General features: G+C 66.8%; 21 protein-coding genes and 1 pseudogene. 9 read left to right on the forward strand and 13 right to left on the reverse strand.

Features of this window, described 5'->3' with window-relative positions:
• Positions 1-16: 16 nt before the first annotated feature.
• Both CSEG_RS06100 and CSEG_RS06105 read right to left on the reverse strand, forming a co-directional pair.
• On the reverse strand, positions 17-196 hold the full coding sequence (locus tag CSEG_RS06100) for a rubredoxin (RefSeq protein ID WP_013078381.1): 180 nt from the start codon (positions 194-196) through the stop codon (positions 17-19).
• Between the two features lie 9 nt (positions 197-205).
• Entirely contained in the window at positions 206-1,480 is a 1,275-nt protein-coding gene (locus tag CSEG_RS06105; protein WP_013078382.1) for a cytochrome P450, read from the reverse strand.
• An 85-nt stretch (positions 1,481-1,565) separates the two neighbouring features.
• On the opposite strand from CSEG_RS06105, the gene CSEG_RS06110 reads away from it, so the two are divergent.
• A complete protein-coding gene (locus CSEG_RS06110; RefSeq protein ID WP_013078383.1) occupies positions 1,566-2,189 on the forward strand; it encodes a TetR/AcrR family transcriptional regulator in 624 nt (207 codons plus the stop codon).
• Here the strand turns inward: CSEG_RS06110 and purS are convergent.
• Together purS and purC are read right to left on the reverse strand one after the other, a co-directional pair.
• Positions 2,186-2,425 (reverse strand): phosphoribosylformylglycinamidine synthase subunit PurS, encoded by a 240-nt coding sequence (gene purS / locus CSEG_RS06115; RefSeq protein WP_013078384.1) that lies wholly within the window; start codon positions 2,423-2,425, stop codon positions 2,186-2,188. The two genes, CSEG_RS06110 and purS, sit on opposite strands and share 4 nt — an antisense overlap.
• Positions 2,426-2,580: 155 nt before the next feature.
• On the reverse strand, positions 2,581-3,339 hold the full coding sequence (purC, locus tag CSEG_RS06120) for a phosphoribosylaminoimidazolesuccinocarboxamide synthase (protein WP_013078385.1): 759 nt from the start codon (positions 3,337-3,339) through the stop codon (positions 2,581-2,583).
• Between the two features lie 388 nt (positions 3,340-3,727).
• Here purC and CSEG_RS06125 point away from each other — a divergent pair, with 388 nt between their 5' ends.
• Together CSEG_RS06125 and CSEG_RS06130 are read left to right on the forward strand one after the other, a co-directional pair.
• On the forward strand, positions 3,728-4,045 hold the full coding sequence (locus CSEG_RS06125; protein ID WP_041538493.1) for a DUF1476 domain-containing protein: 318 nt from the start codon (positions 3,728-3,730) through the stop codon (positions 4,043-4,045).
• Between the two features lie 310 nt (positions 4,046-4,355).
• Positions 4,356-4,778, forward strand: a complete 423-nt coding sequence (locus tag CSEG_RS06130) for a DUF1842 domain-containing protein (RefSeq protein WP_013078387.1) — start codon at positions 4,356-4,358, stop codon at positions 4,776-4,778.
• A 60-nt stretch (positions 4,779-4,838) separates the two neighbouring features.
• Here CSEG_RS06130 and CSEG_RS06135 read toward each other — a convergent pair whose 3' ends face one another.
• The 5 genes and pseudogenes from CSEG_RS06135 to CSEG_RS06155 all read right to left on the reverse strand — a co-directional run bounded on the left by CSEG_RS06135 (position 4,839) and on the right by CSEG_RS06155 (position 10,531).
• A complete protein-coding gene (locus tag CSEG_RS06135; RefSeq protein WP_013078388.1) occupies positions 4,839-5,345 on the reverse strand; it encodes a DNA-deoxyinosine glycosylase in 507 nt (168 codons plus the stop codon).
• Complete coding sequence (locus CSEG_RS06140; protein WP_013078389.1) at positions 5,332-6,075, reverse strand: 2OG-Fe(II) oxygenase family protein; 744 nt, start codon at positions 6,073-6,075, stop codon at positions 5,332-5,334. Before CSEG_RS06140 ends, CSEG_RS06135 begins: the two co-directional genes overlap by 14 nt.
• Before the next feature lie 4 nt (positions 6,076-6,079).
• Positions 6,080-7,390, reverse strand: a complete 1,311-nt coding sequence (gene purB, locus CSEG_RS06145; RefSeq protein WP_013078390.1) for an adenylosuccinate lyase — start codon at positions 7,388-7,390, stop codon at positions 6,080-6,082.
• Positions 7,391-7,580: 190 nt separating this feature from the next.
• Positions 7,581-9,085: pseudogene (locus CSEG_RS06150) on the reverse strand (spinster family MFS transporter).
• 105 nt (positions 9,086-9,190) lie between these two features.
• The gene (locus CSEG_RS06155; RefSeq protein ID WP_013078391.1) at positions 9,191-10,531 is read right to left on the reverse strand and encodes a spinster family MFS transporter; all 1,341 of its coding nucleotides are present in this window, start codon (positions 10,529-10,531) and stop codon (positions 9,191-9,193) included.
• 100 nt (positions 10,532-10,631) lie between these two features.
• On the opposite strand from CSEG_RS06155, the gene CSEG_RS06160 reads away from it, so the two are divergent.
• On the forward strand, positions 10,632-11,261 hold the full coding sequence (locus tag CSEG_RS06160; RefSeq protein WP_013078392.1) for a glutathione S-transferase family protein: 630 nt from the start codon (positions 10,632-10,634) through the stop codon (positions 11,259-11,261).
• 6 nt (positions 11,262-11,267) lie between these two features.
• Here CSEG_RS06160 and CSEG_RS06165 read toward each other — a convergent pair whose 3' ends face one another.
• The 3 genes from CSEG_RS06165 to CSEG_RS21470 all read right to left on the reverse strand — a co-directional run bounded on the left by CSEG_RS06165 (position 11,268) and on the right by CSEG_RS21470 (position 13,848).
• Complete coding sequence (locus CSEG_RS06165) at positions 11,268-11,732, reverse strand: hypothetical protein (protein ID WP_013078393.1); 465 nt, start codon at positions 11,730-11,732, stop codon at positions 11,268-11,270.
• Positions 11,733-11,750: 18 nt separating this feature from the next.
• Positions 11,751-12,233 carry a hypothetical protein gene (locus CSEG_RS06170; RefSeq protein WP_013078394.1) on the reverse strand — a complete coding sequence of 161 codons (483 nt, stop codon included), beginning with the start codon at positions 12,231-12,233 and terminating at the stop codon, positions 11,751-11,753.
• A 73-nt stretch (positions 12,234-12,306) separates the two neighbouring features.
• Positions 12,307-13,848, reverse strand: coding sequence for a winged helix-turn-helix domain-containing protein (locus CSEG_RS21470; RefSeq protein ID WP_013078395.1), 1,542 nt, complete (start codon positions 13,846-13,848; stop codon positions 12,307-12,309).
• A 144-nt stretch (positions 13,849-13,992) separates the two neighbouring features.
• On the opposite strand from CSEG_RS21470, the gene CSEG_RS06180 reads away from it, so the two are divergent.
• A complete protein-coding gene (locus CSEG_RS06180) occupies positions 13,993-14,730 on the forward strand; it encodes a hypothetical protein (RefSeq protein ID WP_013078396.1) in 738 nt (245 codons plus the stop codon).
• A 109-nt stretch (positions 14,731-14,839) separates the two neighbouring features.
• A complete protein-coding gene (locus tag CSEG_RS06185; protein WP_013078397.1) occupies positions 14,840-16,321 on the forward strand; it encodes an NAD(P)/FAD-dependent oxidoreductase in 1,482 nt (493 codons plus the stop codon).
• Positions 16,322-16,333: 12 nt separating this feature from the next.
• Here the strand turns inward: CSEG_RS06185 and CSEG_RS22490 are convergent, their stop codons facing one another.
• Positions 16,334-16,501 carry a hypothetical protein gene (locus CSEG_RS22490; protein ID WP_013078398.1) on the reverse strand — a complete coding sequence of 56 codons (168 nt, stop codon included), beginning with the start codon at positions 16,499-16,501 and terminating at the stop codon, positions 16,334-16,336.
• Positions 16,502-16,711: 210 nt separating this feature from the next.
• Here CSEG_RS22490 and CSEG_RS06190 point away from each other — a divergent pair, with 210 nt between their 5' ends.
• The 3 genes from CSEG_RS06190 to CSEG_RS06200 all read left to right on the forward strand — a co-directional run bounded on the left by CSEG_RS06190 (position 16,712) and on the right by CSEG_RS06200 (position 21,942).
• Positions 16,712-18,070 (forward strand): sugar MFS transporter, encoded by a 1,359-nt coding sequence (locus CSEG_RS06190; protein WP_013078399.1) that lies wholly within the window; start codon positions 16,712-16,714, stop codon positions 18,068-18,070.
• A 156-nt stretch (positions 18,071-18,226) separates the two neighbouring features.
• Complete coding sequence (locus tag CSEG_RS06195; RefSeq protein WP_013078400.1) at positions 18,227-19,573, forward strand: dicarboxylate/amino acid:cation symporter; 1,347 nt, start codon at positions 18,227-18,229, stop codon at positions 19,571-19,573.
• A 71-nt stretch (positions 19,574-19,644) separates the two neighbouring features.
• Complete coding sequence (locus CSEG_RS06200) at positions 19,645-21,942, forward strand: glycoside hydrolase family 3 N-terminal domain-containing protein (RefSeq protein WP_013078401.1); 2,298 nt, start codon at positions 19,645-19,647, stop codon at positions 21,940-21,942.
• Positions 21,943-22,310: the final 368 nt, after the last annotated feature.

Here is a 22,310-nt window from a genome sequence, read left to right on the forward strand (position 1 = left end):
GTCATCGCGGGAACGCCTACAGCTCGATCATGTCGAAGTCGGACTTCGGCGTTCCGCACATCGGACAGATCCAGCCGGCGGGGATGTCGGCCCAGCGGGTTCCGGGCGCGAGGCCCTCGGCGGGATCGCCCTGTTCCTCGTCGTAGATGTAGCCGCAGGTGCGGCACTGCCAGACCTTGAAGGGTTCCGCGCTCATCGCCCGCCCTCAGTGCATCTTGAAGCGGATCGGCACGGCCTTGGGGCCGCAGACGAAGTTGGCGGTCATCCGAGTGGGCGTCCCGTCCAGCTCGACGCTGTCGAGGCGGGAAAGCAGCTCTTCCCAGAGCACCCGCATCTCCATCCGCGCCAGGTGTTGGCCCAGGCAGATGTGCGCGCCGTAGCCGAAGGCGAGGTGCTTGTTGGGCGCGCGGTCGACCTTGAAGCTGAAGGGGTCCTCGAACACCGTCTCGTCGCGATTGCCGGACGGATAGGACAGGAACAACCAGTCGCCCTTGGCGATCTTCTTGCCGGCCAGTTCGGCGTCGGCCGTGGCGGTGCGCATGAAGTGCTTCACCGGCGTGACCCAGCGGATCGACTCCTCGATCAGGCCCGAGATCAGCGACGGGTCGGCCTTGACCTTGGCGAACTGCTCGGGGTTCTCGGCCAGGGCCCACAGCGCTCCGGCGGTGGTCGAGGAGGTCGTGTCGTGGCCGGCCGTGGCGGCGATGATGTAATAGCTCATCGCCTCCAGGTGCCCCATCGGCTCGCCATTGATCTTGCCATTGGCGATCAGGCTGGCCAGGTCGTCGCGCGGCTTGGCGCGGCGGTCCTCGGTGATGGCGTTGAAGTACATCATGAAGTCCATGACCACGGACTGGATGCTGTCGACGCCTTCGCCGGCGTCGGTGATCGTCTTGCCGCTGCGGTTCAGGTCCGGGTCGGCGTTGCCGAACAGCTCCTGGGTCAGTTTCAGCATGCGGGGCTCGTCGCTTTCGGGGACGCCCAGCACCTCCATGATCACGTGCAGCGGATAAAGGAACGCCACATCGCGGGCGAAATCGCAGCGGTCGCCATGCTCGGCCATCCGGTCGACGAAGCCTCGGGCGATCTCGCGGATCCGGGCCTCCAGCGCCCGCAGGTTCTGCGGCAGCAGCGCGCCTTGGGTGACCTTGCGGTAGGCGAAGTGGTCGGGGTTATCCATCTGCACCAGCGAGCGGACCAGGTGAGGAGATCCGCCCATCATCTCGCGCACCTTGCGGTCGGCCTCGATCGTGGTCAGCACCGTGGCGCGGTCGCCGTTGTGGAACAGCTCGTTCTGCCGCTCGACCTCCAGGATGTCGGCGTGGCGCGTGACGACCCAGAACGGATCGAAACCCTCGGGCTGGGCGATGTCGAGCGGAGCCTCCCTGCGTAGCCAGGCGAAGGCCTGATCGACGCGATCGCCGTCGGCGTAGGCGGTGGGGTCGACAATGTCCTTGGCGATGTCGGCGGGGATCGTCATGCAGGCCTCCTGGCTCCTCCCGAGGATGGCTCTGCGGCCATCTCAATATTTGCTTGTTGTCCAACAAATAACTAAGTTCGACAAGATGACATCGTCCCTTAAGGTTCCCGAGCGCCGCACCCAGTCCGACCGCCGACAGCAGTCGGAGGCCGAACTGCTGCGCGCCGCGGCCGAACTGATCGCCGAGCAGGGTGTGGCGGCGGCCACCTTCGAGAACATCGGGCTGCGGGCCGGCTATAGCCGAGGGCTCGTGACCCAGCGCTTCGGCTCCAAGCAGGGGCTGATCGAGGCGTTGATCGCCCGGCTGCAGGCGCGGCTCGAGGCTCAGATGGACGACCGCCGCCTCGACCAGCTCGACGGTCTGGAGGCGGTGCTGGGCTTCGTCGACGCCTTCCTGACGAACCTGTCGCGGGACGGCGAGATGCGGGCCTATTTCGTGCTGCTGGCCGGCGCCGTGGCCGACGTGTCGGAGCTGCGCGCGCCCTTCGCCCTGGCGCACAAGGGCGCCGAGGAGCGGCTGGAGGCCATGGTCCTGCGCGGCCAGGCCGAGGGCGTGATCCGCAAGGCGCTCAACGCCGACGCGGTCGCCCTGATGGTGGGGTCTTTGCTACTGGGCCTGTCGACCCAGCTGCTGATCGATCCCGGCATGGACCTGGAGCCCATCCGGGAGACCAGCCTGGCGATGCTGCGCAGCAGCTTCGCCGTTTAGGCGATATCGATGCGGTAGCTTTCGATGACGGTGTTGGCCAGCAGCTTCTCGCACATGGCCTTGACCTCGGCCTTGGCCTTTTCGGCGTCGGTCTCGGCCAGGTCGAACTCGATCACGCGGCCGACACGGGCGTCCTTGACCGAGGGCCAGCCCAGACCATGCAGGGCGTTCTCGACGGCCTTGCCCTGGACGTCGAGCACGCCGGGCTTCAGGAACACGTGGACGGTGGCTTTCACTCTAAATCTCCTCACCCGTGGAACGGGGGAGGGGGACCGCGAAGCGGTGGAGGGGGCGTCGCCCAGCCATCCATCGCATCGGGCTTTGCGCCCCCTCCGTCACGCGGCCGCGCCGCGCGCCACCTCCCCCGCGCGCGGGGGAGGATAACCCAAGCTTAGTGCACGCCGCCTTGGATGACGGTCGGCATTTCCTTCATGATCCCCAGGCGGCGGGCCACCTCGGTATAGCTCTCGATGACGTTGCCGAGATCGCGGCGGAAGCGGTCCTTGTCCAGCTTCTCGTTGGTCGCGGCGTCCCACAGACGGCAGCTGTCGGGGCTGATCTCGTCGGCCAGGATGATGCGCGAGAAGTCGCCTTCGTAGATGCGGCCGAACTCGATCTTGAAGTCCACCAGCGTGATGCCGACGCCGCTGAACAGGCCCGACAGGTAGTCGTTCACGCGCAGGGCCATGGCCATCATGTCGTCGATCTCCTGGGTCGCGGCCCAGTTGAACGCGGTGATGTGCTCCTCGGAAACCATCGGGTCGCCGAGCTTGTCGTCCTTGTAGTAGAACTCGATGATCGAGCGGGGCAGGGGCTGGCCTTCGGTCAGGCCCAGGCGCGTGGCGATCGAGCCGGCGGCGATGTTGCGCACCACGACCTCGAGCGGGACGATCTCGACTTCCTTGATGAGCTGCTCGCGCAGGTTCAAGCGGCGGATGAAGTGGTTCTGGACGCCGATCGAATTCAGGCGAGTCATGATGTACTCGCTGATCCGATTGTTGATCACGCCCTTGCCTTCCAGAACGGCCTTCTTCTGCGCGTTGAACGCGGTGGCGTCGTCCTTGAAGTACTGGATCAGGGTGCCGGGCTCGGGGCCCTCGTACAGGATCTTGGCCTTGCCTTCGTAGATCTTCTTGCGACGGGTCGTCATGGCTCTCGTCGAGGCCCTTTTTGGAAGCGCGCGCCGCCTTACCCGGAAAAACTTCCCGAGAAACGAAAAGCGCGCGCGGCGGATAGCTGCGCGCGGCTTTCGACTCAAGGCCGCTCACTAAAAAATGTCCGTCGGAACCTACCCGAATGAACGCTTACGCGCAAACAAAGGCGCGGAGTTTGGTTTATGGTGAGGCCAGAAACGCCGCCTCGGGACGATCCCGAGATTGCGGATGGAAGCGGCACGATATATGCAGCCGCCGTAGGAGCATGATAGCCGAAAGTGGACGCCGGTTTTGGCGACCATCATGCTCAAAATGTTTAGAATTAGAGCTTGCGTGGCCAGATCGATGGATTTGGCCACGCAAGCGGGCGACTTTGGGGCCTTCATGACCACCTTCGACGAACGCGAGCAGGGTTTCGAACGTAAGTTCGCGCTGGACCAGGAACTGGAATTCAAGGCGGCCGCGCGCCGCAACCGCCTTCTGGGCGAGTGGGCGGCTGGCCTGATGGGCCTGGCGACCGCCGAGGAATACGCGCGCGCCGTGGTCAAGTCCGACTTCGAACAGCCGGGCGACGACGACGTTTTCCGTAAGGTTTACGAGGACTTGAAGGGTTCTGGCGTCTCGATCGGCGAAGGCGAGGTCCGCATGAAGATGGCCGAGCTGCTGGCTCAGGCCCGCGAGCAGATCAAGGCCGGCGAATAAGCGCTCCGGTCATTCCCGGATGAATGGGCCGCCCCTCGGGGCGGCCTTTTTCATGCCCGCTCGCCGTCCGGGACAGCGTTCGATTTATTCTAAAATCACTCCAGGTTGAGCCGGGAGGCGCCACACCCGCGCAAAGCCTTGTCTCGTGCGGAATTGGTTAACGACCTTAGGCGAGCTCCGGATCAATTCGCACGTCCTGGTTGTTAGAAATCCAGATTTCCGCCCAGGTTTTATCTGGCGTCTCCACCGCGAAAGCTCAATGTGCCGGCCGGCGACCGTCAGGGTCGCTTCCAAGCAGGGAGAACGTCCAATGACTGCGGAAGTCGGTACGCTTCACACCCAAAAGACCGCCAGCGATGTGCTGGGTCTGTATTTCGTCAAGGCGGTGGTCGGCAACGCCGGCACCCCGGGCGCCCCGTTGGTCAATCTGGCGCTGTCGGTGCAGGCCGCCTCGGGTCATGTGGCCGGCATCGCGGAGATCACCCAGGCGGTGCCCGGCGGCAACCACCGGTTCCCCGTGACGGGCCAGATCTATCAGACCGGCTTTGGTCCCAACCACCAGCTGGTCTCGCTGCAGGGCGAGTTCGTCTACTCGGTCCCGCCGCCGGCGATCGGCTCGTTCCTGGCCAATTTCACCGCCGCCCTGTCTGTGGACCAGCAGTGGAACGGCTCGGGCGGCTTCAACTATGTGACGACCCACGTGGAGAACGTGCCGGTCAAGAATATCGCCTAACCTTCCCAGGCGCCTGGCCCGCGTCGTCGAAGCCGGCGGCGCGGGCTTTTTGCTTCTTCGCTATTGCGGGGGAATGGGCCCGACGAAGGGGCGAAGCTGACGCCAGGCTTGCGCCTTCTCCGCGAAGCTTCGCGCGGCGTGAGCCGGAGACGAGGAGGGCAGGGCCAGGGTCGGGATCCGCCCACCGATCAGCCGCTCGCCCAGCTTGGCCGCCGCGCCGCCGTTGAACGCCACGACTCTTAGGGCCGGCAAGGTCTGGATCAGCGCCAAAAGGTCGTTCGCCGCGGGCGCGCGAATGGCGGCGTCCAGGCTTCCTGGGCGCTGCGCCTCGGCGATGACGTCCCAGAGGCCGACGCCATGCGTCTTGAGGACGACCAGCCGGCCTTCGTAGTCCAGGGCGACAAGCGGCGAGTCCAGTACCTGCTCCATGAGGCGCCAGAAGGCGTTCCGGGGATGGCCGTAGTACTGACGCGCGGCCAGTGAAGCCTCGCCCGGGAGACTGCCCAGGATCAGGACGCGGGCGTCCGCGTCGACGACCGGCGGGAAGCCGCGCTTAACCGCCGCCATGGGGTGGATCGTTCCTCAGCCAGCCGGTGACCGTCAGGCGCAGCGCGCCGGCATAGGGCGCCACGGGCGCGACCGAATGGACGCGGGGCACGCGGAACAGGGTCAGGGTGTTGAACGCCGGCGCATAGCCGCGCTCGACATCGCCCTGGGCGTCGTGGAACAGCAATTGCCCGCCCCAGTCCGGACGCCAGCTCCGCGTCAGGCCCAGGGTGTAGGCGGCCAGGCGCTCGCCCACGCCGGTGTCGTCGTGCAGCGTCAGGAAGTCTCCAGGGCGATAGCAGGTGGCTTGGCCGTCGATCTTGGTGACGGTCGTCTCGCCCGTCACGGCCGAGCAGAAGCCGATATACGCCTCGCTGTTCAGAAACTCGGTGAGGGCGTGGATCGGATGGCCCGGATCGCGGCCGGCGATGTAGGCGTCGATCATCGGATAGCCGAGATAGACATAGGCGAAGCCGTTGCGGGCCCTGGCCGTGGCCGCGTGAAGCCGTCCCGCCACCACCTCGCCGCCCAAGGCCTGTCGGCGTTCGCGGTCCATCACGTCGGCCTTGCCCCGCTCGTCGGAGCAGATGATGTCCCAGTCGATGGTCTGTTCGAGGATGCCCGCCAGGCGGTCGACCACGGCGGGCTCGAAGACGTCCGGGATACGCGCCACGCCTTCGCGGGCGTAGGCGGCCGCGAAGGCCGCCGGATCGAGCGCCGGGTTCAGGCGCAGGATCGGCGCGTCGTCCAAGGTCTTACGCGCCCTCGCCGAAGACGCGCTTGAAGATCACGTCGACGTTCTTGGTGTGATAGCCCAGGTCGAAGAGGTCCTCGAGCTCGGCGGTCGTCAGGGCCTTGGAGACCACGGGGTCGGCCTTCAGGAAATCGAGGAACCGACCTTCGCCGCGCCAGACCTTCATGGCGTTGCCTTGCACGGCCGCATAGGCGTCCTCGCGGCTGACGTCCTTGTGGGTCAGGGCCAGCATGACGCGCTGCGAGAAAACGAGGCCGCCCAGCTTGTCCAGGTTCTTGGCCATGTTGTCGGGATAGATGTTGAAACGCTCGATGACGCCGGCCAGGCGGCGCAGGGCGAAGTCGAGGTGGATGGTGGCGTCGGGGCCGATGCCGCGCTCGACCGACGAGTGGCTGATATCGCGCTCGTGCCAGAGGGCGACGTTTTCCATGGCGGGGACCACGGCCGAGCGGACGAGGCGAGCCAGGCCGGTCAGGTTCTCGGTCAGGATCGGGTTGCGCTTGTGCGGCATGGCCGACGAGCCCTTCTGGCCCGGATCGAAGGGCTCCTCGGCTTCGAGGACTTCCGTGCGCTGCAGGTGGCGGATCTCGGTGGCCAGGCGCTCGACCGACGAGGCGACGACGCCAAGGGCCGCGAAGTAGGCCGCGTGGCGGTCGCGCGGGATGACCTGGGTCGAGACCGGCTCGACGGCCAGGCCCATCTTGTCGGCCACGTGCTGTTCGACGCGGGGATCGACATTGGCGAAGGTGCCGACGGCGCCCGAGATCGCGCAGGTGGCGATCTCGAACTTGGCCATCGCAAGTCGTTCTTTCGCCCGCTGGAACTCGGCGTAGTAGCCGGCCAGCTTCAGGCCGAAGGTGATCGGCTCGGCGTGGATGCCGTGGCTGCGCCCGACGCAGACGGTCATCTTGTGCTCGAGCGCCCGGCGCTTCAGCGCGGCCAGGACCAGGTCGACATCTTCCAGCAACAGATCCGTGGCGCGCGACAGCTGCACGGCGAAACAGGTGTCCAGCACGTCCGAGCTGGTCATGCCCTGGTGCAGGAAGCGAGCTTCCGGTCCAACGATCTCCGAGACGTGGGTCAGGAAGGCGATGACGTCATGCTTGGTGACGCGTTCGATCTCGTCGATGCGGTCGCTGTCCCAGACCGCGTCGCGGCCCTTTTCCCAGATCGTCTCGGCGGCGATCTTGGGGATAACCCCAAGCTCGGCCATGGCGTCGGCGGCGTGGGCCTCGATCTCGAACCAGATCTTGTACTTGGTCTGGCTGGACCAGATGGCGGCGGCTTCGGGGCGGGCGTAGCGGCTGATCATGCGCGGGCGTTTCGGCCCGACCGCTCCGGGAGTCAAGGGAAGAGGGTTATTACTTAGCGCGGAATAGATCCTCCCCCGCGACGCGGGGAGGTGGCCCAGAGGGTCGGAGGGGGCTAGCTCCGCCAAAGTCCAGCTTGCCCCCTCAGTCGCTCCGCGACAGCTCCCCCGCCTCGCGGGGGAGCATCTTCGATCAGGCCCCCGTCCGCTCCCGCATGTGCTTGACCAGCCCGATGGCCGCCAGGGCGTAGTGGACGCCGGCCCAGGCATAGAAGCACAGCGAGACGATGATGCCCTGCTGGGTCGACCGGGCGACCGCGCCAGCGCAGGCCATGGCCAGCTCTGGGGCGGAGCCCTTGGGCGCCACGCCGCCGGGGCATGTGGCGCCGAAGTTGACCGGGCCCGGATCGCCGAACGATCCGACCAGCGCGTGCAGGACGCCGGTGGAGCCCGGGTTGTTGAAGTTGAACTGGGCCAGGTGGTCGATCAGCCAGCCCGTGAAGACCGGTCCGCCGCCCAGGGCGATCAGGTTGAGGAAGAAGAACAGCAGGGCCGTCGCGGTGGCTCGCCGGCGCGGCTCGACCGAGTTCTGCACCACGGCGAAGGTCGGCGCGAGGTAGGTGTAGTGGAAGATGCCTGGGATCAGCAGGATCAGGGCGGTGGTCTGCCAGTTCGTCTGCAGATAGGCGCTGATATAGATCGGCGTGGCGATCAGCAGGCCGATGGCGGGCGTCAGGGCGTACCACTTGGCGCTCTTCTTGCCGGCCCAGTCGGACAGGAAGCCGCCGACAAGGGTGCCGATCCCCGCCGAGAAGCCCATGATCAGGCCCGTGATCAGCCCGACCTGCGCCAGGCCAAGACCATAGGTCCGCACGAAATAGGGCGGCACGAACGCGCCCGAGCCGTATGAGCCGAACGAGGCGATCGTCACGCCCAGCACCATGTGCAGCACCGGCCACTTGCCGAACAGCACCTTGGTCACGGCCCAGAGCTCGGAGAACTCCTGGGCCATCGAGAAGCCGGGCTTGGCGGCGGGTTCGACGACCAGGCCCTCGGCCTCGATCGGGCGCTCGACGATCTCCGAATGACCGCGCGGCGGCTCCTTGACCACCAGCTTGACGATGAGCGCCAGGAGGACGCCGGGCAGGCCGACGATGACGAAGGCCACGCGCCAGCTGAACTCCTGGGCCAGCCAGCCGCCTGCCACCGCGCCGAACATCGTGCCAAGCGGGATGCCGAACGAATAGATCGACAAGGCCGAGGCGCGCTTCTTGGGCTCGAAATAGTCGCTGATCAGCGAGTGGCTGGGCGGCGAGCAGCCGGCCTCGCCGACGCCGACGCCGAAGCGGAACAGGGCCAGCTGGGCGAAGTTGGCGGCCGCCCCGCACAAGGCGGTAAAGCCCGACCAGACCACTAGCGACACCGAGATGATGGTGACGCGGTTGTAGCGCTCGGCCAGCCGCGCGATCGGAATGCCCAGGATCGTGTAGAGCAGGGCGAAATATAGCCCCCCCAGCAAGCCCAGCTGGGGGTGTCGGTCAGCTTGAGGTCGACCTTGATGGCCTGACCGATGACGGCGATGATCGTCCGATCGATGAAGTTGAACGTGTAGGTCGCCAGCAGAAGTCCGAGGACCGCGGCCTTGTAACCGTTCGAGTAAAGCGGCCCATCGCCGCCGGACGCACGCGCGTCGGCCATCCTGACTCTCTCCCTTCAAACATTTGTTCTAATTCTTGAAGGGACTGTGACGGAGCGGAAGCCAAAGCGCCAGGGGCTAAATTCCGGCCCCCGACGCCCTTGATCTCAGGACACCATGTCGGCCGCGATCGTGCGGCGCGCGCGCCAGAACAGCCCGAACGACACCACGCCCATAAGGGCCGAGACGATCAGCGCCCAGCGAACGCCCTCGGCCGATCCCATGCCCAGCGGGCCGGCGAACAGGTCGCTCAGCAGGCCCACGCCCAGCGGGCCAAGACCCAGACCGATCAGGTTGATGATGAACAGCAGCACGGCGGCGGTCGTGGCGCGCATGGCCGGATCGACGATGCTCTGGGCGGTGGCGTAGACGGGGCCGTACCACAGGGCGCCGAGCAGGTAGTAGGGGACCAGCAGGATCAGGGCTGGAACGGCGCCGGGCAGGTTGATGGCGGCGATGTAAGCGGGAACCGCCACCAGGGACGCGAGCGCGGGGGCGATGACGTAGGCCCTGATATCCTTGGAGCCGTAGCGATCGGCGATCACCCCGCCCAGCCAGGCGCCGACGACGCCGGCCGTGCCGCCCATCAGGCCCAGCGACAGGCCCAGGAAACCGGCGGACTTCAGACCGAATTGGGCCGCGAGGCTGGCGAGCTCGGCCGTGTGGTTGCGGAAGAAGAACGACGCGGTGAACGGCGCCTGGCCATAGCCGATGAAGGCCTTGATCGCCGCGGCCAGGGCCACCAGCCAGAACGTCTTCTTGGCCATCAGCACGGCCAGCGCGGCGCCGAAGCCGATGGGCTGGGCGGCGCGGGCGGCGAGGTCGGCGGCGAGCCTTTTGCGTGGCTCGACCAGGGTGAGGGCGGCGATGATCGCGAACACCACGCCCGGCGCACCGGCGACCATGAACGCCACGCGCCATCCATAGGCGTCGGCCACCAGTCCGCCCATCGCCATGCCGACCAGCGTGCCCAGCGGAGTGCCGATCGAATAGAAGGCGATGGCGCTGGCGCGCTTCTCCTTGGGGACATAGTCGGTGATCAGCGAGTGGGCGGGCGGGGTGCAGCCGGCCTCGCCAATGCCGACGCCGATGCGGGCCAGGATCAGGTGCCAGAAGTTCTGGGCGAAGCCGCACAGCACGGTGAAGGCGCTCCAGGCGGCCACCGAGCCGGCGATGATCAGCGGCCGGTTCTTGCGTTCGGCCAGGCGCGCGATCGGGATGCCCAGCACGGTGTAGAAGATCGCGAAGGCCAGGCCCGTCATCATGCCCAGCTGCCAGTCGGCCAGGCCCAGTTCCTGCTTGATCGGTTCGGCCAGGATGTTGACCACCTGACGGTCCAGGAAATTCAGGGTGTAGATGATCAGCAGCACCCAGAGCGCGTAGCGCCGGTAGGCGGTCGACACCGGCGCGATCAGGGGCGATCCGGTGGGCGCGGCGTCCTTGGCCATGCGTCTCTCCCTCGAACATTTGTTCTAATCGTTGAGGCCACCTTAGACGCAGGCTAAGCCGAAGGGCCACCCGGCATTTGCGTCAGCGGAGGAAAGCGCCATGGAACTCGTGATCGGCACCAAGCGGTGGTCAAGCTGGTCTTTGCGTCCCTGGCTGGCGCTGAAACGGACCGGCCAATCGTTCAAGGAAATCGAGATCGAGCTGCGGCGCGGCGACGCCACGACGCATGACATCGCCGCTCATTCGCCGAGCAAGCTGGCGCCGGCCTTGAGGGATGGAGATCTTGTGGTCTGGGACTCGCTGGCGATCTGCGAGTACCTCGCCGAGAAATTCCCAGAGGCGAAGCTCTGGCCCGCAGATCCCGCGCTGCGGGCGCTGGGCCGCTCCGCCTCGGCCGAGATGCACTCGGGCTTCCAGTCGCTGCGTGGCGAGTGCCCCATGGCGCTGGACGAAGCGCCACGCAAGCTGGACATCTCCGAGGCCACCCAGAAGGACGTCCGCAAGATCGTCGAGCGCTGGAACCAGCTGCTCAAGCGTTCCGGGGGGCCGTTCCTGCTGGGTGAATGGTCGATCGCCGACGCCTTCTTCACGCCGGTGGCGACGCGCTTTCGCACCTACGCAATCCACCTGTCGGACTACGGAGACGCCGGCGCGGCCGGAGCCTACGCCGAACGGCTGCTCGAAACGCCGGAGTTCCTGGAGTGGGAAAGCGCGTCGCGGGCCGGCTGATCGACCTTAAAGGCCTTCGGGAACGCCGTTCTTGACCGGCGGCGCCTTGCAGCGGCCGGCGCGGGCCTGGACGACGTAGAACAGCGCGCGGCCTTGGGCGAAGGCGCTGTGCTCGGCCAGCGGATTGGTCGGCTGGCCGGTGGTCAGGCTGAGCGCCTGCTCGCCGCCGCCGGGCGCGGCTTGGCCCAACGAAGCCTGGTTCCACTTGCTGAGTACGGGCGCGCAGGCGGCGACCACGGCCTCGGCCACGACCTCGCCGCTGTCGCGAGAGCCGGCCAGGCTGTAGGCCCAGCGGCGCGTGCATTCGTCGACCGGCGTGGCCGGATCGGACGCGGCCATGGCGCCCGGCGCGGTCTTGAAGTCGGCGCAGATCTTGGGGTTGGCCATGCCGTCGTGGTCGCGATCTTCGCATGCGGCGAGACTCAGGGCGGCGAGGACCAGGACGGCCATCGCGGGCTTGCGGATCATCATCTGGATTTCCGTTCGATTTTAGCGGGGACAGATCTGGACGGCGCGTTGGCTCAGACGGCCTCGCTCGTCGTAATAGGAGATGGTTGCGTCGCGGCAGACGCCGCCGCTTGGGGCCGAGACCTGCTGGAAGGATCCGTTGCGGACCTCGCCGGTCGCGACGGGATTGCCCATGTGGTCGTAGTAGACCTGCCGCACCGGACGCGGCTCGCTGCGGGGCGCCGAGGCCGCGCGGGAGCCGTTATCGTAGTAGACGGTTCGCGTGCGATGGCAGCCGCTCTTGCCGATCTCGCGACCGACGAGGGCGCCACCGACGCCGCCGATCAGCAGGCCGCCGCCCCCCTTGGAGATCGCATTGCCGACCAAGGCGCCGCCCAGGCCGCCCACCACGGTTCCGGTGGTCTTGCGACTGCGGCAAGAAGCGGCGTCCGCTGAGCTGGGCGCCAAGGTGGCGGGAAGGGCGATGGCCCCGACGACCATGCCGATGATGAAGAGACGAGCCATATCTGTTCTCGTGGTGAAGGTCCCTCGACCCGCACAACGCGAATGACCGCCAGAAGGATGCGCGAAGAGTCGCCTAGGCGACCTTGTAGTCCGGCCGCACGCCCGCTTCGCGCCAATAGGCGTCGAGCCCGAGTGTCTCCGTCATGGCGGCGAACCGCGGGTCCAGTCGAAGCGCCGACGTTGAAGGAAGGAACAGGAAGCCGGTGCGCCGGTCGTCCGCGGGGGTGTAGGTCTTCTGGCGGGTGGTGAACCGTATCTCAGGCACGGTGAAACCCTTGGCGAAGAAATAGGCGTCGCAGATCTCGAACGCGATATCGATACGTCCCAGCGCCGCGGCGTATTGGATCGCGTTTTCCGCGTAGCCCGCGCCGGATCGGGCCGACGCCCGCACCAGTCCGAGCGCCGCGTCGATGTCGCTGGCGGTTCGGCTCTCCATCGCCTTGGCCACGGCGAGGATCATCTGGAAATTGTCTTCGTCGGCGCTGTCCGGGCGCGCTTCGAGGTTCGCCAGCTTGCCGAGGGCCTCGTGGGCGCGGCCAGTGTAGAGCAGCAGATGGAAGTGTGTGAACCAGACCGCGAAGTGACTGGGATACAGCGACACCGCCCGGGCCGCGGCCCGGTCGGCTTCCTCCATCCGCCCAGCCCCCCATAGGGCTTGTAGATGGCGCTGGACTCGGCCAGGTGTCGGCGCTTCCTCGGTGTTGACGGCGTCGAGGAAGTCCGCGCTCTCCCGCCAGCGGCCGACCGCGCCGAGCAGGTCGGCTAGCATCAGGCGGGCCGGCAGATGCTTGGGGTGGTCGGCGAGCACGCCCCGCAGCGCGCGCTCGTTCTCCCCCCATCGCCCCATGGCGACGCCCATCAACACCAGCGCCGTCCTCGCGTTCGGCTCGCCGGGCGCGAGATTTTCGGCGCGTCGGGCGGCCTCGCGGGCGCGCAGGGCGAAATCAGGCTGGACGCGCGGAGCTCGGGTGTGGGTGGCCGCCGCGTAGCAGAAGGCCAGCGCGCCCCAGGCCGAGGCGTCTTTGGGGCTCAGCTCCACGGCGCGTTTGAGCAAGCCGATCGCCTGGTCGTTGCCCTCCGCGGTTCCTTGTTCCAGCGCGGTGCTCGCCTGGACGACCAGCGGGCCGATGTCCGGCCCGTCCGGCGCCCCGCGCGGCCAGAGAAGAAAGCCCGCGCTGGCCGCCGCGACGACCGCGCCGCCGACAGCGACAAGCCGGCGGCGGCTGGGCTTGGCGACCTCTCGAGACGCGACGCCGCTCGGGGCGGCCCTGGCCGCCGGGCCTTCCTCGACGATCCGGTAGCCGACCTTGGTGATGGTCTCGATCCGGAAGCCGCCGATCTCCTCTGACAGTCGGCGCAGTCGGGAGATGACGCGGTTGATCGCGTCCTCGCCGACGATCCTGCCCGACCAACAGGTCAGGATGAGGTCGTCGCGCGACAAGATGGCGCCGCCCGCGGAGGCGAGGGCGACCAGCACCTGCATCACGCGGGGTTCCAGCACTGTCTCGCGGCCATCGACGGCGACCACCTGGCGCAATGAGGGACGCACCTTGGCGCCGCCAAGCATGAAGTCCGGCGCGCGCGCCAGATCGATTGGCTGAAGCGTATCCCCCAAGACTGCCCCCCGGTCCCCCTCGCGAAAGCGCCATAGCGCGGCTTGATCGGCGTTTCATCAGGCAATCATCGGTTCGGCGTCCTGTCCATCGGCGGGGCGCGCTGCGATCCCGGCCGTCGGCGCGCCAACGGTCAGGAGACACGCATGCCCATCGACATCGCCATTTCCCCGGGCAAGGTTTCAATCCCGAAGCCGTCAGGCGAGCGGCTGTTCTTCACCGCTCTGGCCGCGACCATGTTCATGGCCGTGGTGATCGGCTTTGGCCGCACCTACTACCTGCGGGCCTTTATTCCGCCGCCCGAATTCATCAAGCCCGCGACCCCGCTGGTCCACCTGCACGGGCTGCTGTTCAGCGCCTGGATCGTACTGTTCATGGTCCAGACGAGTCTCGTCGCCGCCGGACGACGAGACCTGCACATGAAGCTGGGTCTGACCGGCTTACCCATCGTTCTGTCGATGATCCTGGTGGGGACTTGGGCGGCTCTTCGGCAGGTGGATCGCTTGGCCATTCCGCTGGATCCGCTGTCCTGGCTGGCCGTGCCGATGCTGGCGGTCGTGGGCTTTGGGCTGCTGTTTCTTTCGGCCCTGGCGCTGCTTCGCAAGCCGGCGGCTCACAAGCGGCTGATGGTGCTGGGGATGGCCGCGATGATTGGCGCCGCCTTCGGACGGATCCCGGGGATGCCGTTCTTGCTAGGGGCGTTCTTGCTGCCCAACATCTACACCGTGGCGCTGATCGCCTGGGACGTCGCCCAGACGCGGCGACCGTATTTGTCCAGCGTTCTTGGCGGACTGCTGCTGTTGTTCGTGACAGTCGGCCCCCTGTTCATCTGGAAAAGCCCGGCCTGGTTGGCGACCGCTCGTTGGCTGCACGGGCTTCTATAGTCCGCGGCCAATCGTCCCGATTCACGATTAACGGCCATTTCACCACGCCTCGCGACACCGCCTTAACCAAGCCGCCCCATGCTGTATCGAAACGGGATTGGAGGGGCGGATGGCCCAGCACGTCGAGACGCTGGTGATCGGGGGCGGGCCGGCCGGCCTGACGACCGCCTACACCCTGGCCAAGGCCGGGCGGTCCGTCACCGTGCTGGAGATGGATCCGACCCAGGTGGGCGGGGTCAGCCGAACCATCGACTACAAGGGCGTGAAGTTCGATATCGGCGGCCATCGCTTCTTCTCGCGCAATCCCGAGATTCTGGACCTTTGGCGCGAGATTCTGCCCGAGGGCTTTCTCGAGCGGCCCAGGGTCTCGCGCATCTACTATCGCGGGCGCTTTTACGCCTTCCCGTTGCGGGCCTTCCAAGCGCTGACGAACCTGGGTCCGTGGATGGCGACCAAATGCCTGGCCTCGTTCGCCTGGGCCAAGGTCAAGCCGATCAAAGAGCCCGAGAGCTTCCGCGACTGGGTGCGCAACCACTTCGGCCAGACGCTGTTTTCGACCTTCTTCAAGAGCTACGCCGAGAAGGTCTGGGGCATGAGCTGCGAGGAGCTGTCGGCCGACTGGGCTCGCCAGCGCATCAAGGGCCTGGACCTGGGGGCCGCGCTGATGGACGGCGTCAGGCGCTCGCTGGGCCTCAAGCGCAAGCCGCCCGCGGCCGCTAAGAGCAAGACCCTGAACGAACGCTTCCACTATCCCCGCGAGGGCGCGGGCATGGTCTGGGAGGCCTGCGCCGAAAAAGTTACGGCGCTGGGCGGCGATATTCGCCTGGGCCGCCGCGTCGATGGCCTGCACTACGACAAGCTGGCGCGGATCTGGACCGTTTCGGTGGTCTGCGCCGATGGGCGCAAGGAGATCTACACGGCCGACAATGTGGTTTCTTCGGCCCCGGTGCGCGAACTGATGCAATCGATCAGTCCGACCCCGATGAGCGTCTTCCACGCCGGCGAGCTGATGTACCGCGATTTCCTGACGGTCGTGTTGATCGGCAAGCCGCGCAAGGCTCCGGCGGACACCTGGATCTATGTCCATGACGCCTCGGTGCAGGTCGGTCGCGTGCGCAATCTTGGCGCTTGGTCGCCGGACATGATCCCCGACGGCGTCGGGACGGCGCTAGGGCTCGAGTACTTCTGCTTCGAGGGCGACAGCCTCTGGACGCTGTCGGACGACGATCTGGTCGCCAAGGCCAAGGACGAGATCGCCCGCATCGGCTTGATGGCGGCGGGCGAGGTGCAGGACGCCTGCGTCGTCCGCCAACGCAAGGCCTATCCGGTCTATGACGAGGCCTATGCCGAGCACGTCCGGATGATCCGCCTGGATCTCAAACTGCACTATCCCGGCCTGCATCTGGTCGGCCGCAACGGCATGCATCGCTATGGCGACCAGGACCGCGCCATGATGACCGGCGTGCTGACGGCCGAGAACATCATCGCCGACGAACGCCTTCACGATGTCTGGGAGGTGGACGAGAACGCCGCCTACGATCGTCCGGCGCCGCGTGTAGAACGGGGTGCTCCGCGACGCGTCGCGGCCTGAGCCGGAGCAGTCCTAGGCGGTGATTCCCCTCGCGGGCGTCTGCTCCGGCTTTTGGCGCTTCGATTCGCCGATCAGCCGAGCGGCGCCCCAGCAGGCGAAGCACACCGCCGCGTCGGCGAGACCGACCATCGCGGCCAGCACGAAGACCCCGGAAATCACCACAACCGCCAACGCCAACATGGAAAACTCCCGCTCTCACTGACCAAGCGGGGCAGGGGGTTTTCCGTTCCTGAGAGGACCGCCAAGAGCTCAAAAAATCCGACAAATGGTTGACAACGTTGTCACGCTTCCAATGAATGGCGCGTCCGCGCAAAGACGGACTCACGAACATCGTCGCTTAGGGAGTGGTCCAGTGATTGCGGTGCTGAAGTACAATCTCGGAGGCGTTCGATGAGCGACGCCGCGATCGCAAAATCGTCGCCAAAGAGCGGCGGCGTGAAGCTGGCCATCGTCTACGTGACGTGCCTGTTCTTCATCTGGGCGCTGGTCACCAACCTGCTTGATCCGCTGCTGAAGACCATGAAGACGGTCTTCACCCTCACGCCCGTCGAAGCCAGCCTGACCGGTTTCGCCTTCTTCATCGCCTATGGCGTCATGTCGATGCCCTCGGCGGCGTTCCTGTCCAAGTTCGGTTACGCCCGCTCGGTCATGGTCGGCCTGGGCGGCATCGTGCTGGGCTGCTTCATCGCCATCGCGGCGGCCAAGTTGCACACCTTCGCCCTGGTGCTGACGGCGCTGTTCATCATGGCCTCGGGCATCACCCTTCTGCAGGTGGCGGCCAACCCGCTCATCGCCTCGATGGGCCGTCCCGAGGACAGTTCGTTCCGACTGAACCTGTCCCAGGCGTTCAACTCGCTGGGCGCGGCCTGCGGCCTGTGGTTCGGCGCCAACTTCCTGCTCAAGGGCCAGATCTTCGAGAAGGACATCACGATCACCGACGCCATGCGCGAGCAGGCCCTCGGCTTCGTGTCCAACGTCTATTTCGTGATCGGCGCGGGCCTGGCCCTGTTCATCCTGGCCATCTTCTTCGTGCGTCGCCAGATCACCGAAGCCGCTCCGAAGACCGGCCACTACGTCAACCCGCTGTCGGCCCTGTCGTCCAAGTGGGCGAACCTGGGCGCGATCGGCATCTTCCTCTATGTCGGCGCCGAGGTGGCGATCTCGCTGAACCTGCTGCTGTTCCTGGAAGAAGCGCACATTCTGAACATCCCGGCCGAGCAGGCCGGCAAGATGACCACCTTCTACATGGTCTTCGCCATGATCGGCCGCTTCGCCGGCTCGGCCCTCCTGAAGTCGTTCAAGGACTACTGGCTGCTGACCGCCGTGGCCGTGGGCGCCATCGCGCTGAGCCTGGTCGTGATCCTGACCAAGGACATGGTTCCGAGCGCCCATACCGGCGACATCAACCTGCTGCTGGCCACGGTTCCGATGACCACCGGCCTGATCCCGGCCTTCGCGGCCCTGCTGATCGGCCTGTTCAACTCGATCATGTTCCCGACCATCTTCACCCTGACCCTGCAGCGCTCGTCGGCTCCGGCCTCGGCGACCTCGGGTCTGCTGTGCATGGCCATCGTCGGCGGCGCCTTCCTGCCGCTGGCCTTCGCCAAGATCGAGGAGATGACGGGTTCGAAGTCGCTGGCCTTCATCGCTCCGCTGGTCTGCTACGTCTACGTCCTGTGGTTCGCGCTGGTGTCCAAGAACGCCCCGACCCACGAGATCGAGGACGAAGGCGTCGCCGGCGGCCACTAGGCCCAACGGAGCCGTCTCGAAGAGCCCCGGAAAGCTTCGGCTTTCCGGGGTTTCTTTTTGCCCGATCAGTTTTCCTGAAGGCGCCTATCGAAAAACCTCGATCGTAATTCCCAGTGCGCGGCACGACATTGGAGGGCCTACGAACGAAGGAACACCATGGCCGCCGTCCAACCCAAGAGCAGCCGCTTCATCAGCGGTTTCGGCGTCCAGGTCCTGGCCGCCATGGCCATTGGTCTGGGCCTTGGCCTGCTGGCGCGGCAGCTGGGACCGGCGGAAGGGCAGGCGGGCTACGCGCTGGCCGAGACCCTGCACCAGGTCGGCGCGATCTTCGTTCAGCTTCTGCGTGTCCTGGTGCCGCCGCTGGTCTTCACCGCCATCGTCGCCAGCATCGCCAACATCGCTCAAATGCAGAACGCCGCGCGCCTGGTCTGGCGCACCCTGTTCTGGTTCGCCGTGACCGCGCTGATCGCGGTGCTGATCGGCATCGCTCTCGGCCTCATCCTGCAGCCGGGCCTGCACACCACGGTCGAGGCCGCCGCCGCCAAGGCGCCCAAGACCCACGGCTCCTGGCTCGACTTCCTGACCGGCCTCGTGCCCGTCAACATCCTGGGCCTGGCCGCCTCCACCAAGATCAGCGACGCCGGCGCCGCTTCGACCTCGCTGTCGTTCAACGTGCTGCAGATCGTGGTGATCTCGCTGGTGACCGGCGTGGCGGCTCTGAAGGTCGGCGAGGCGGGCGAGGCTTTCCTGAAGTTCAACGCCTCGGCCCTGGCGATCGTGCGCAAGGTGCTCTGGTGGGTGATCCGTCTGACCCCGATCGGTACGATCGGTCTGTTCGGCAATGCCGTGGCCCAGTACGGCTGGACCACCCTGGGCCAGCTCGGCGCCTTCACCGGCGCGATCTATGTCGGCCTGGCCCTCGTGCTGCTGGTCGTCTATCCGACCATCCTGGCGCTGAACGGCCTCAATCCGATCAAGTTCTTCCAGGGCGCCTGGCCGGCGATCCAGCTGGGCTTCGTCTCGCGCTCGTCGGTCGGCACCCTGCCGGTGACCGAGGCCGTGACCGAGACCAGCCTGGGCGTGCCGCGCGCCTACGCCGCCTTCGCCGTGCCGCTGGGCTCGACGACCAAGATGGACGGCTGCGCGGCCATCTATCCGGCGATCTCGGCGATCTTCGTGGCACAGTTCTTCGGCGTGCACCTGGCCCTGTCCGACTACTTCCTGATCGTCTTCGTCTCGGTGATCGGCTCGGCCGCCACGGCGGGCCTGACCGGCGCGACGGTGATGCTGACCTTGACCCTGTCGACCTTGGGCCTGCCGCTCGAGGGCGCTGGCTTGCTGCTGGCGATCGACCCGATCCTCGACATGGGGCGCACCGCCGTGAACGTCGCCGGCCAGGCGCTGGTCCCGACCATCGTCGCCAAGCGGGAAGGGATTCTCGATCTCGAGACCTACAACGCCGCTCGCGTTCCGGCCGAGGCGGGGCTGATCGCCGCGGAATAGGCCTGACCGGTTGCGCCGGAAAGCTTTAGCGGCGAGTTTGCGCGCCTCGTAAAGCGTCCCCGGGGGATTCCATGGTTCTGAAGACGGCGAACGGCGGCCCGGAAGGGCCGAGCCGGCGTGGATTCCTGTCCTCCGCCGCCGCCCTTGCGGGTCTCGCCGTCACCGCGCCCCGCGCCTTCGCCCGAGCTTCCGATCGCGTCGAGGGCTTGCTCGCCCAGATGACGATCGAGGAGAAGGCCGGCCAGCTCTCCTGCTTCGCCGACATGATCCGGCCGCCGGTCGGCGACATGAACCCGCTGGTCAATCTTCGCAACGCCCAGACCCTGACCGCCGAGATCCAGGCTGGCCGGATCGGCGTCCTGATGAACGGCGTCGGCGCCCAGGCCGCGCTGGACACCCAAAAGGCCGCGGTCGAAGGTTCGCGGCTGAAGATCCCGCTGCTGTTCGCGGCCGACGTGATCCACGGTTTCCGCACGGTGTTCCCGATCCCGCTGGCCGAGGCCGCCAGCTTCGACCCGCACCTGGCCGAGCGCACCGCCCGCGCGGCGGCGTCGGAGGCGAGCGCGTCGGGTCTGCACTGGACCTTCGCGCCCATGGTCGATGTGGCCCGCGACCAGCGCTGGGGCCGCGTGGCCGAGGGTTCGGGCGAAGATCCTTATCTCGGCGAGGTCATGGCGGCCGCCCGGGTTCGCGGCTTCCAGGGCAAGGACCTGAAGGCTGACGACAGCATGCTGGCCACGCCCAAGCACTTCGCCGCGTACGGCGCGGTGGCGGCGGGACTGGAATACAATTCGGTCGAACTGTCCGAAGCGACCCTGCGCGAAGTCCACCTGCCGCCGTTCCAGGCCGCGTTCGCCGCCGGCGCCATGACGGTGATGTCGGCCTTCAACGACGTGAACGGCGTCCCGTCCACGGCCAACAAGCGGCTCTTGACCGACGTGCTGCGCGGGGAGTGGGGCTTCAAGGGCGTCGTGATCTCCGACTACACCTCAGACCAGGAGCTCGTCGCGCACGGCTTCGCCGCGGATGACCGCGACGCCGCGCGGCTGGCGATCCTGGCTGGCGTCGACATCAGCATGCAGAGCGGTCTCTACATCCGCTACCTGCCGGAACTGGTCGCCTCGGGCGCCGTGCCGATGGCGGTGGTCGACGCCTCGGTGCGTCGGGTCCTGGCGCTGAAGGAGGCGATCGGCCTCTTTGACAACCCCTACCGATCGTTGAATCCCGCCGCCGAGCGCGCCCGCACCGCCACGCCCGCGCTGCGCGCCCTGAGCCGGGAGGCTGGCGCGCGGTCTATCGTGCTCCTGAAGAACGATCGCGGCCTGCTGCCCTTGCCTAAGGCTGGGAAGCGCTTGGCGCTGATCGGCCCGTTCGCCGACGACCGCGACAACGTCCTGGGCGCCTGGGGGGGCTTCTTCGCCGACAAGTCCCTGAACGTCGACCTCGCCACGGGCCTGCGAGCCCAGATGGCCGATCCGGCGAGCCTGATCGTGGAGCGCGGCTCGGATATCGAGGCGCCGATCGCCGGGGGAATCGAGCGGGCGGTCGCCGTCGCCCAGGCCGCCGATGTCGTCCTGTTGGCGATCGGTGAGAGCGAGACCATGACTGGCGAGGCCAAGTCCCGCACCGACATCCGGATCCCGCCGGCCCAGCAGCGCCTGGCCGAGGCGATCGCCGCCACCGGCAAGCCGGTGGTCGTTCTGCTCCGTCATGGGCGGGCTCTCGCCCTCGAAGGCCCGGTGCGCGACGCGCCGGCGATCCTGGCGACCTGGTTTCTGGGCAGCGAGATGGGCCACGCCGTCGCCGACGTCCTGTTTGGCGGGGTCAATCCGTCCGGCCGCCTGCCGGTCAGCTTCCCGCTGGACAGCGGTCAGGAGCCGTTCTTCTACAACGGACGCACCACCGGCCGTCCCGCGCCGGCCGATCCGAACGCCCAGGAGTATAAGTCCCGCTGGCGTTCGATCCGCAACGAGGCGCTCTATCCGTTCGGCTTCGGGCTGGGTTACACGACCTTCGCCGTGTCCGATCTTCGGCTCAGCACGCAAAGGCTGGCGTGGGACGAGACGCTCCACGTGACAGCCAGAGTGCGCAACACGGGCCCGATCTATGGCGAGCACGTGCTCCAACTCTATATCCGCGACCGTGTCGCCAGCCGCACCCGGCCTGTACGCGAGCTGAAGGGCTTCCAACGCGTCTCGCTCGCACCCGGAAGCGAGCGCGAGGTCCGGTTCGAACTAAGGCGCGAAAACCTGATGTTCGTCGGTGACGGCGATCGCTGGGTCGCCGAAGCCGGCGTCTTTGATCTGTGGATCGCCAATTCGGCGACCGACGGCTTGGCGGTCAGCTTTGAGTTGCTGGCGGCCGAATAGGCGCGAGCGGCGAATCGCTTGGCGCGCTCCGAGGTGGCGAGAATGGGGCGGCGAATGTTCTACGCGGATTGAGGTTATTCGCTCGTTAGGCGAATCTGTCCGTGCGGACCGACGCCTCGTGAAGAGCCAAGTCCTCGCTATGCCTTTGTCCTGAAAGGCTTTGCGCCAATTCTTGCCTGTTGATCGGCTCGCTTTGCGGGAGGTGGCCGGGTGCGGCTTTTCGCTGCGGCGGCTTGTCTCGTTGAAAGGAGTTGGAAACGAAATATGGTTTAACCTTGCTCAGCCAGAATGGGCTTAAGCGGGACGCTGCATTGGGGGGCGTCTTTCTGTTAGCTAAAGTGACGCGCTGCGCGCGCGCGTCCGTCAGA

Origin of the sequence: Caulobacter segnis ATCC 21756, from assembly GCF_000092285.1 — a bacterium.
Lineage (GTDB): Bacteria > Pseudomonadota > Alphaproteobacteria > Caulobacterales > Caulobacteraceae > Caulobacter > Caulobacter segnis.

What these genes read in the sequence shown, in the direction of transcription:
- CSEG_RS06100 (WP_013078381.1), bottom strand. Translation starts at nt 196, where the DNA reads ATGAGCGCGGAACCCTTCAAGGTCTGGCAGTGCCGCACCTGCGGCTAC.
- CSEG_RS06105 (WP_013078382.1), bottom strand. Translation starts at nt 1,480, where the DNA reads ATGACGATCCCCGCCGACATCGCCAAGGACATTGTCGACCCCACCGCC.
- CSEG_RS06110 (WP_013078383.1), top strand. Translation starts at nt 1,566, where the DNA reads ATGACATCGTCCCTTAAGGTTCCCGAGCGCCGCACCCAGTCCGACCGC.
- purC (WP_013078385.1), bottom strand. Translation starts at nt 3,339, where the DNA reads ATGACGACCCGTCGCAAGAAGATCTACGAAGGCAAGGCCAAGATCCTG.
- CSEG_RS06125 (WP_041538493.1), top strand. Translation starts at nt 3,728, where the DNA reads ATGACCACCTTCGACGAACGCGAGCAGGGTTTCGAACGTAAGTTCGCG.
- CSEG_RS06130 (WP_013078387.1), top strand. Translation starts at nt 4,356, where the DNA reads ATGACTGCGGAAGTCGGTACGCTTCACACCCAAAAGACCGCCAGCGAT.
- CSEG_RS06135 (WP_013078388.1), bottom strand. Translation starts at nt 5,345, where the DNA reads ATGGCGGCGGTTAAGCGCGGCTTCCCGCCGGTCGTCGACGCGGACGCC.
- purB (WP_013078390.1), bottom strand. Translation starts at nt 7,390, where the DNA reads ATGATCAGCCGCTACGCCCGCCCCGAAGCCGCCGCCATCTGGTCCAGC.
- CSEG_RS06155 (WP_013078391.1), bottom strand. Translation starts at nt 10,531, where the DNA reads ATGGCCAAGGACGCCGCGCCCACCGGATCGCCCCTGATCGCGCCGGTG.
- CSEG_RS06160 (WP_013078392.1), top strand. Translation starts at nt 10,632, where the DNA reads ATGGAACTCGTGATCGGCACCAAGCGGTGGTCAAGCTGGTCTTTGCGT.
- CSEG_RS06165 (WP_013078393.1), bottom strand. Translation starts at nt 11,732, where the DNA reads ATGATGATCCGCAAGCCCGCGATGGCCGTCCTGGTCCTCGCCGCCCTG.
- CSEG_RS06170 (WP_013078394.1), bottom strand. Translation starts at nt 12,233, where the DNA reads ATGGCTCGTCTCTTCATCATCGGCATGGTCGTCGGGGCCATCGCCCTT.
- CSEG_RS06180 (WP_013078396.1), top strand. Translation starts at nt 13,993, where the DNA reads ATGCCCATCGACATCGCCATTTCCCCGGGCAAGGTTTCAATCCCGAAG.
- CSEG_RS06185 (WP_013078397.1), top strand. Translation starts at nt 14,840, where the DNA reads ATGGCCCAGCACGTCGAGACGCTGGTGATCGGGGGCGGGCCGGCCGGC.
- CSEG_RS22490 (WP_013078398.1), bottom strand. Translation starts at nt 16,501, where the DNA reads ATGTTGGCGTTGGCGGTTGTGGTGATTTCCGGGGTCTTCGTGCTGGCC.
- CSEG_RS06190 (WP_013078399.1), top strand. Translation starts at nt 16,712, where the DNA reads ATGAGCGACGCCGCGATCGCAAAATCGTCGCCAAAGAGCGGCGGCGTG.
- CSEG_RS06195 (WP_013078400.1), top strand. Translation starts at nt 18,227, where the DNA reads ATGGCCGCCGTCCAACCCAAGAGCAGCCGCTTCATCAGCGGTTTCGGC.
- CSEG_RS06200 (WP_013078401.1), top strand. Translation starts at nt 19,645, where the DNA reads ATGGTTCTGAAGACGGCGAACGGCGGCCCGGAAGGGCCGAGCCGGCGT.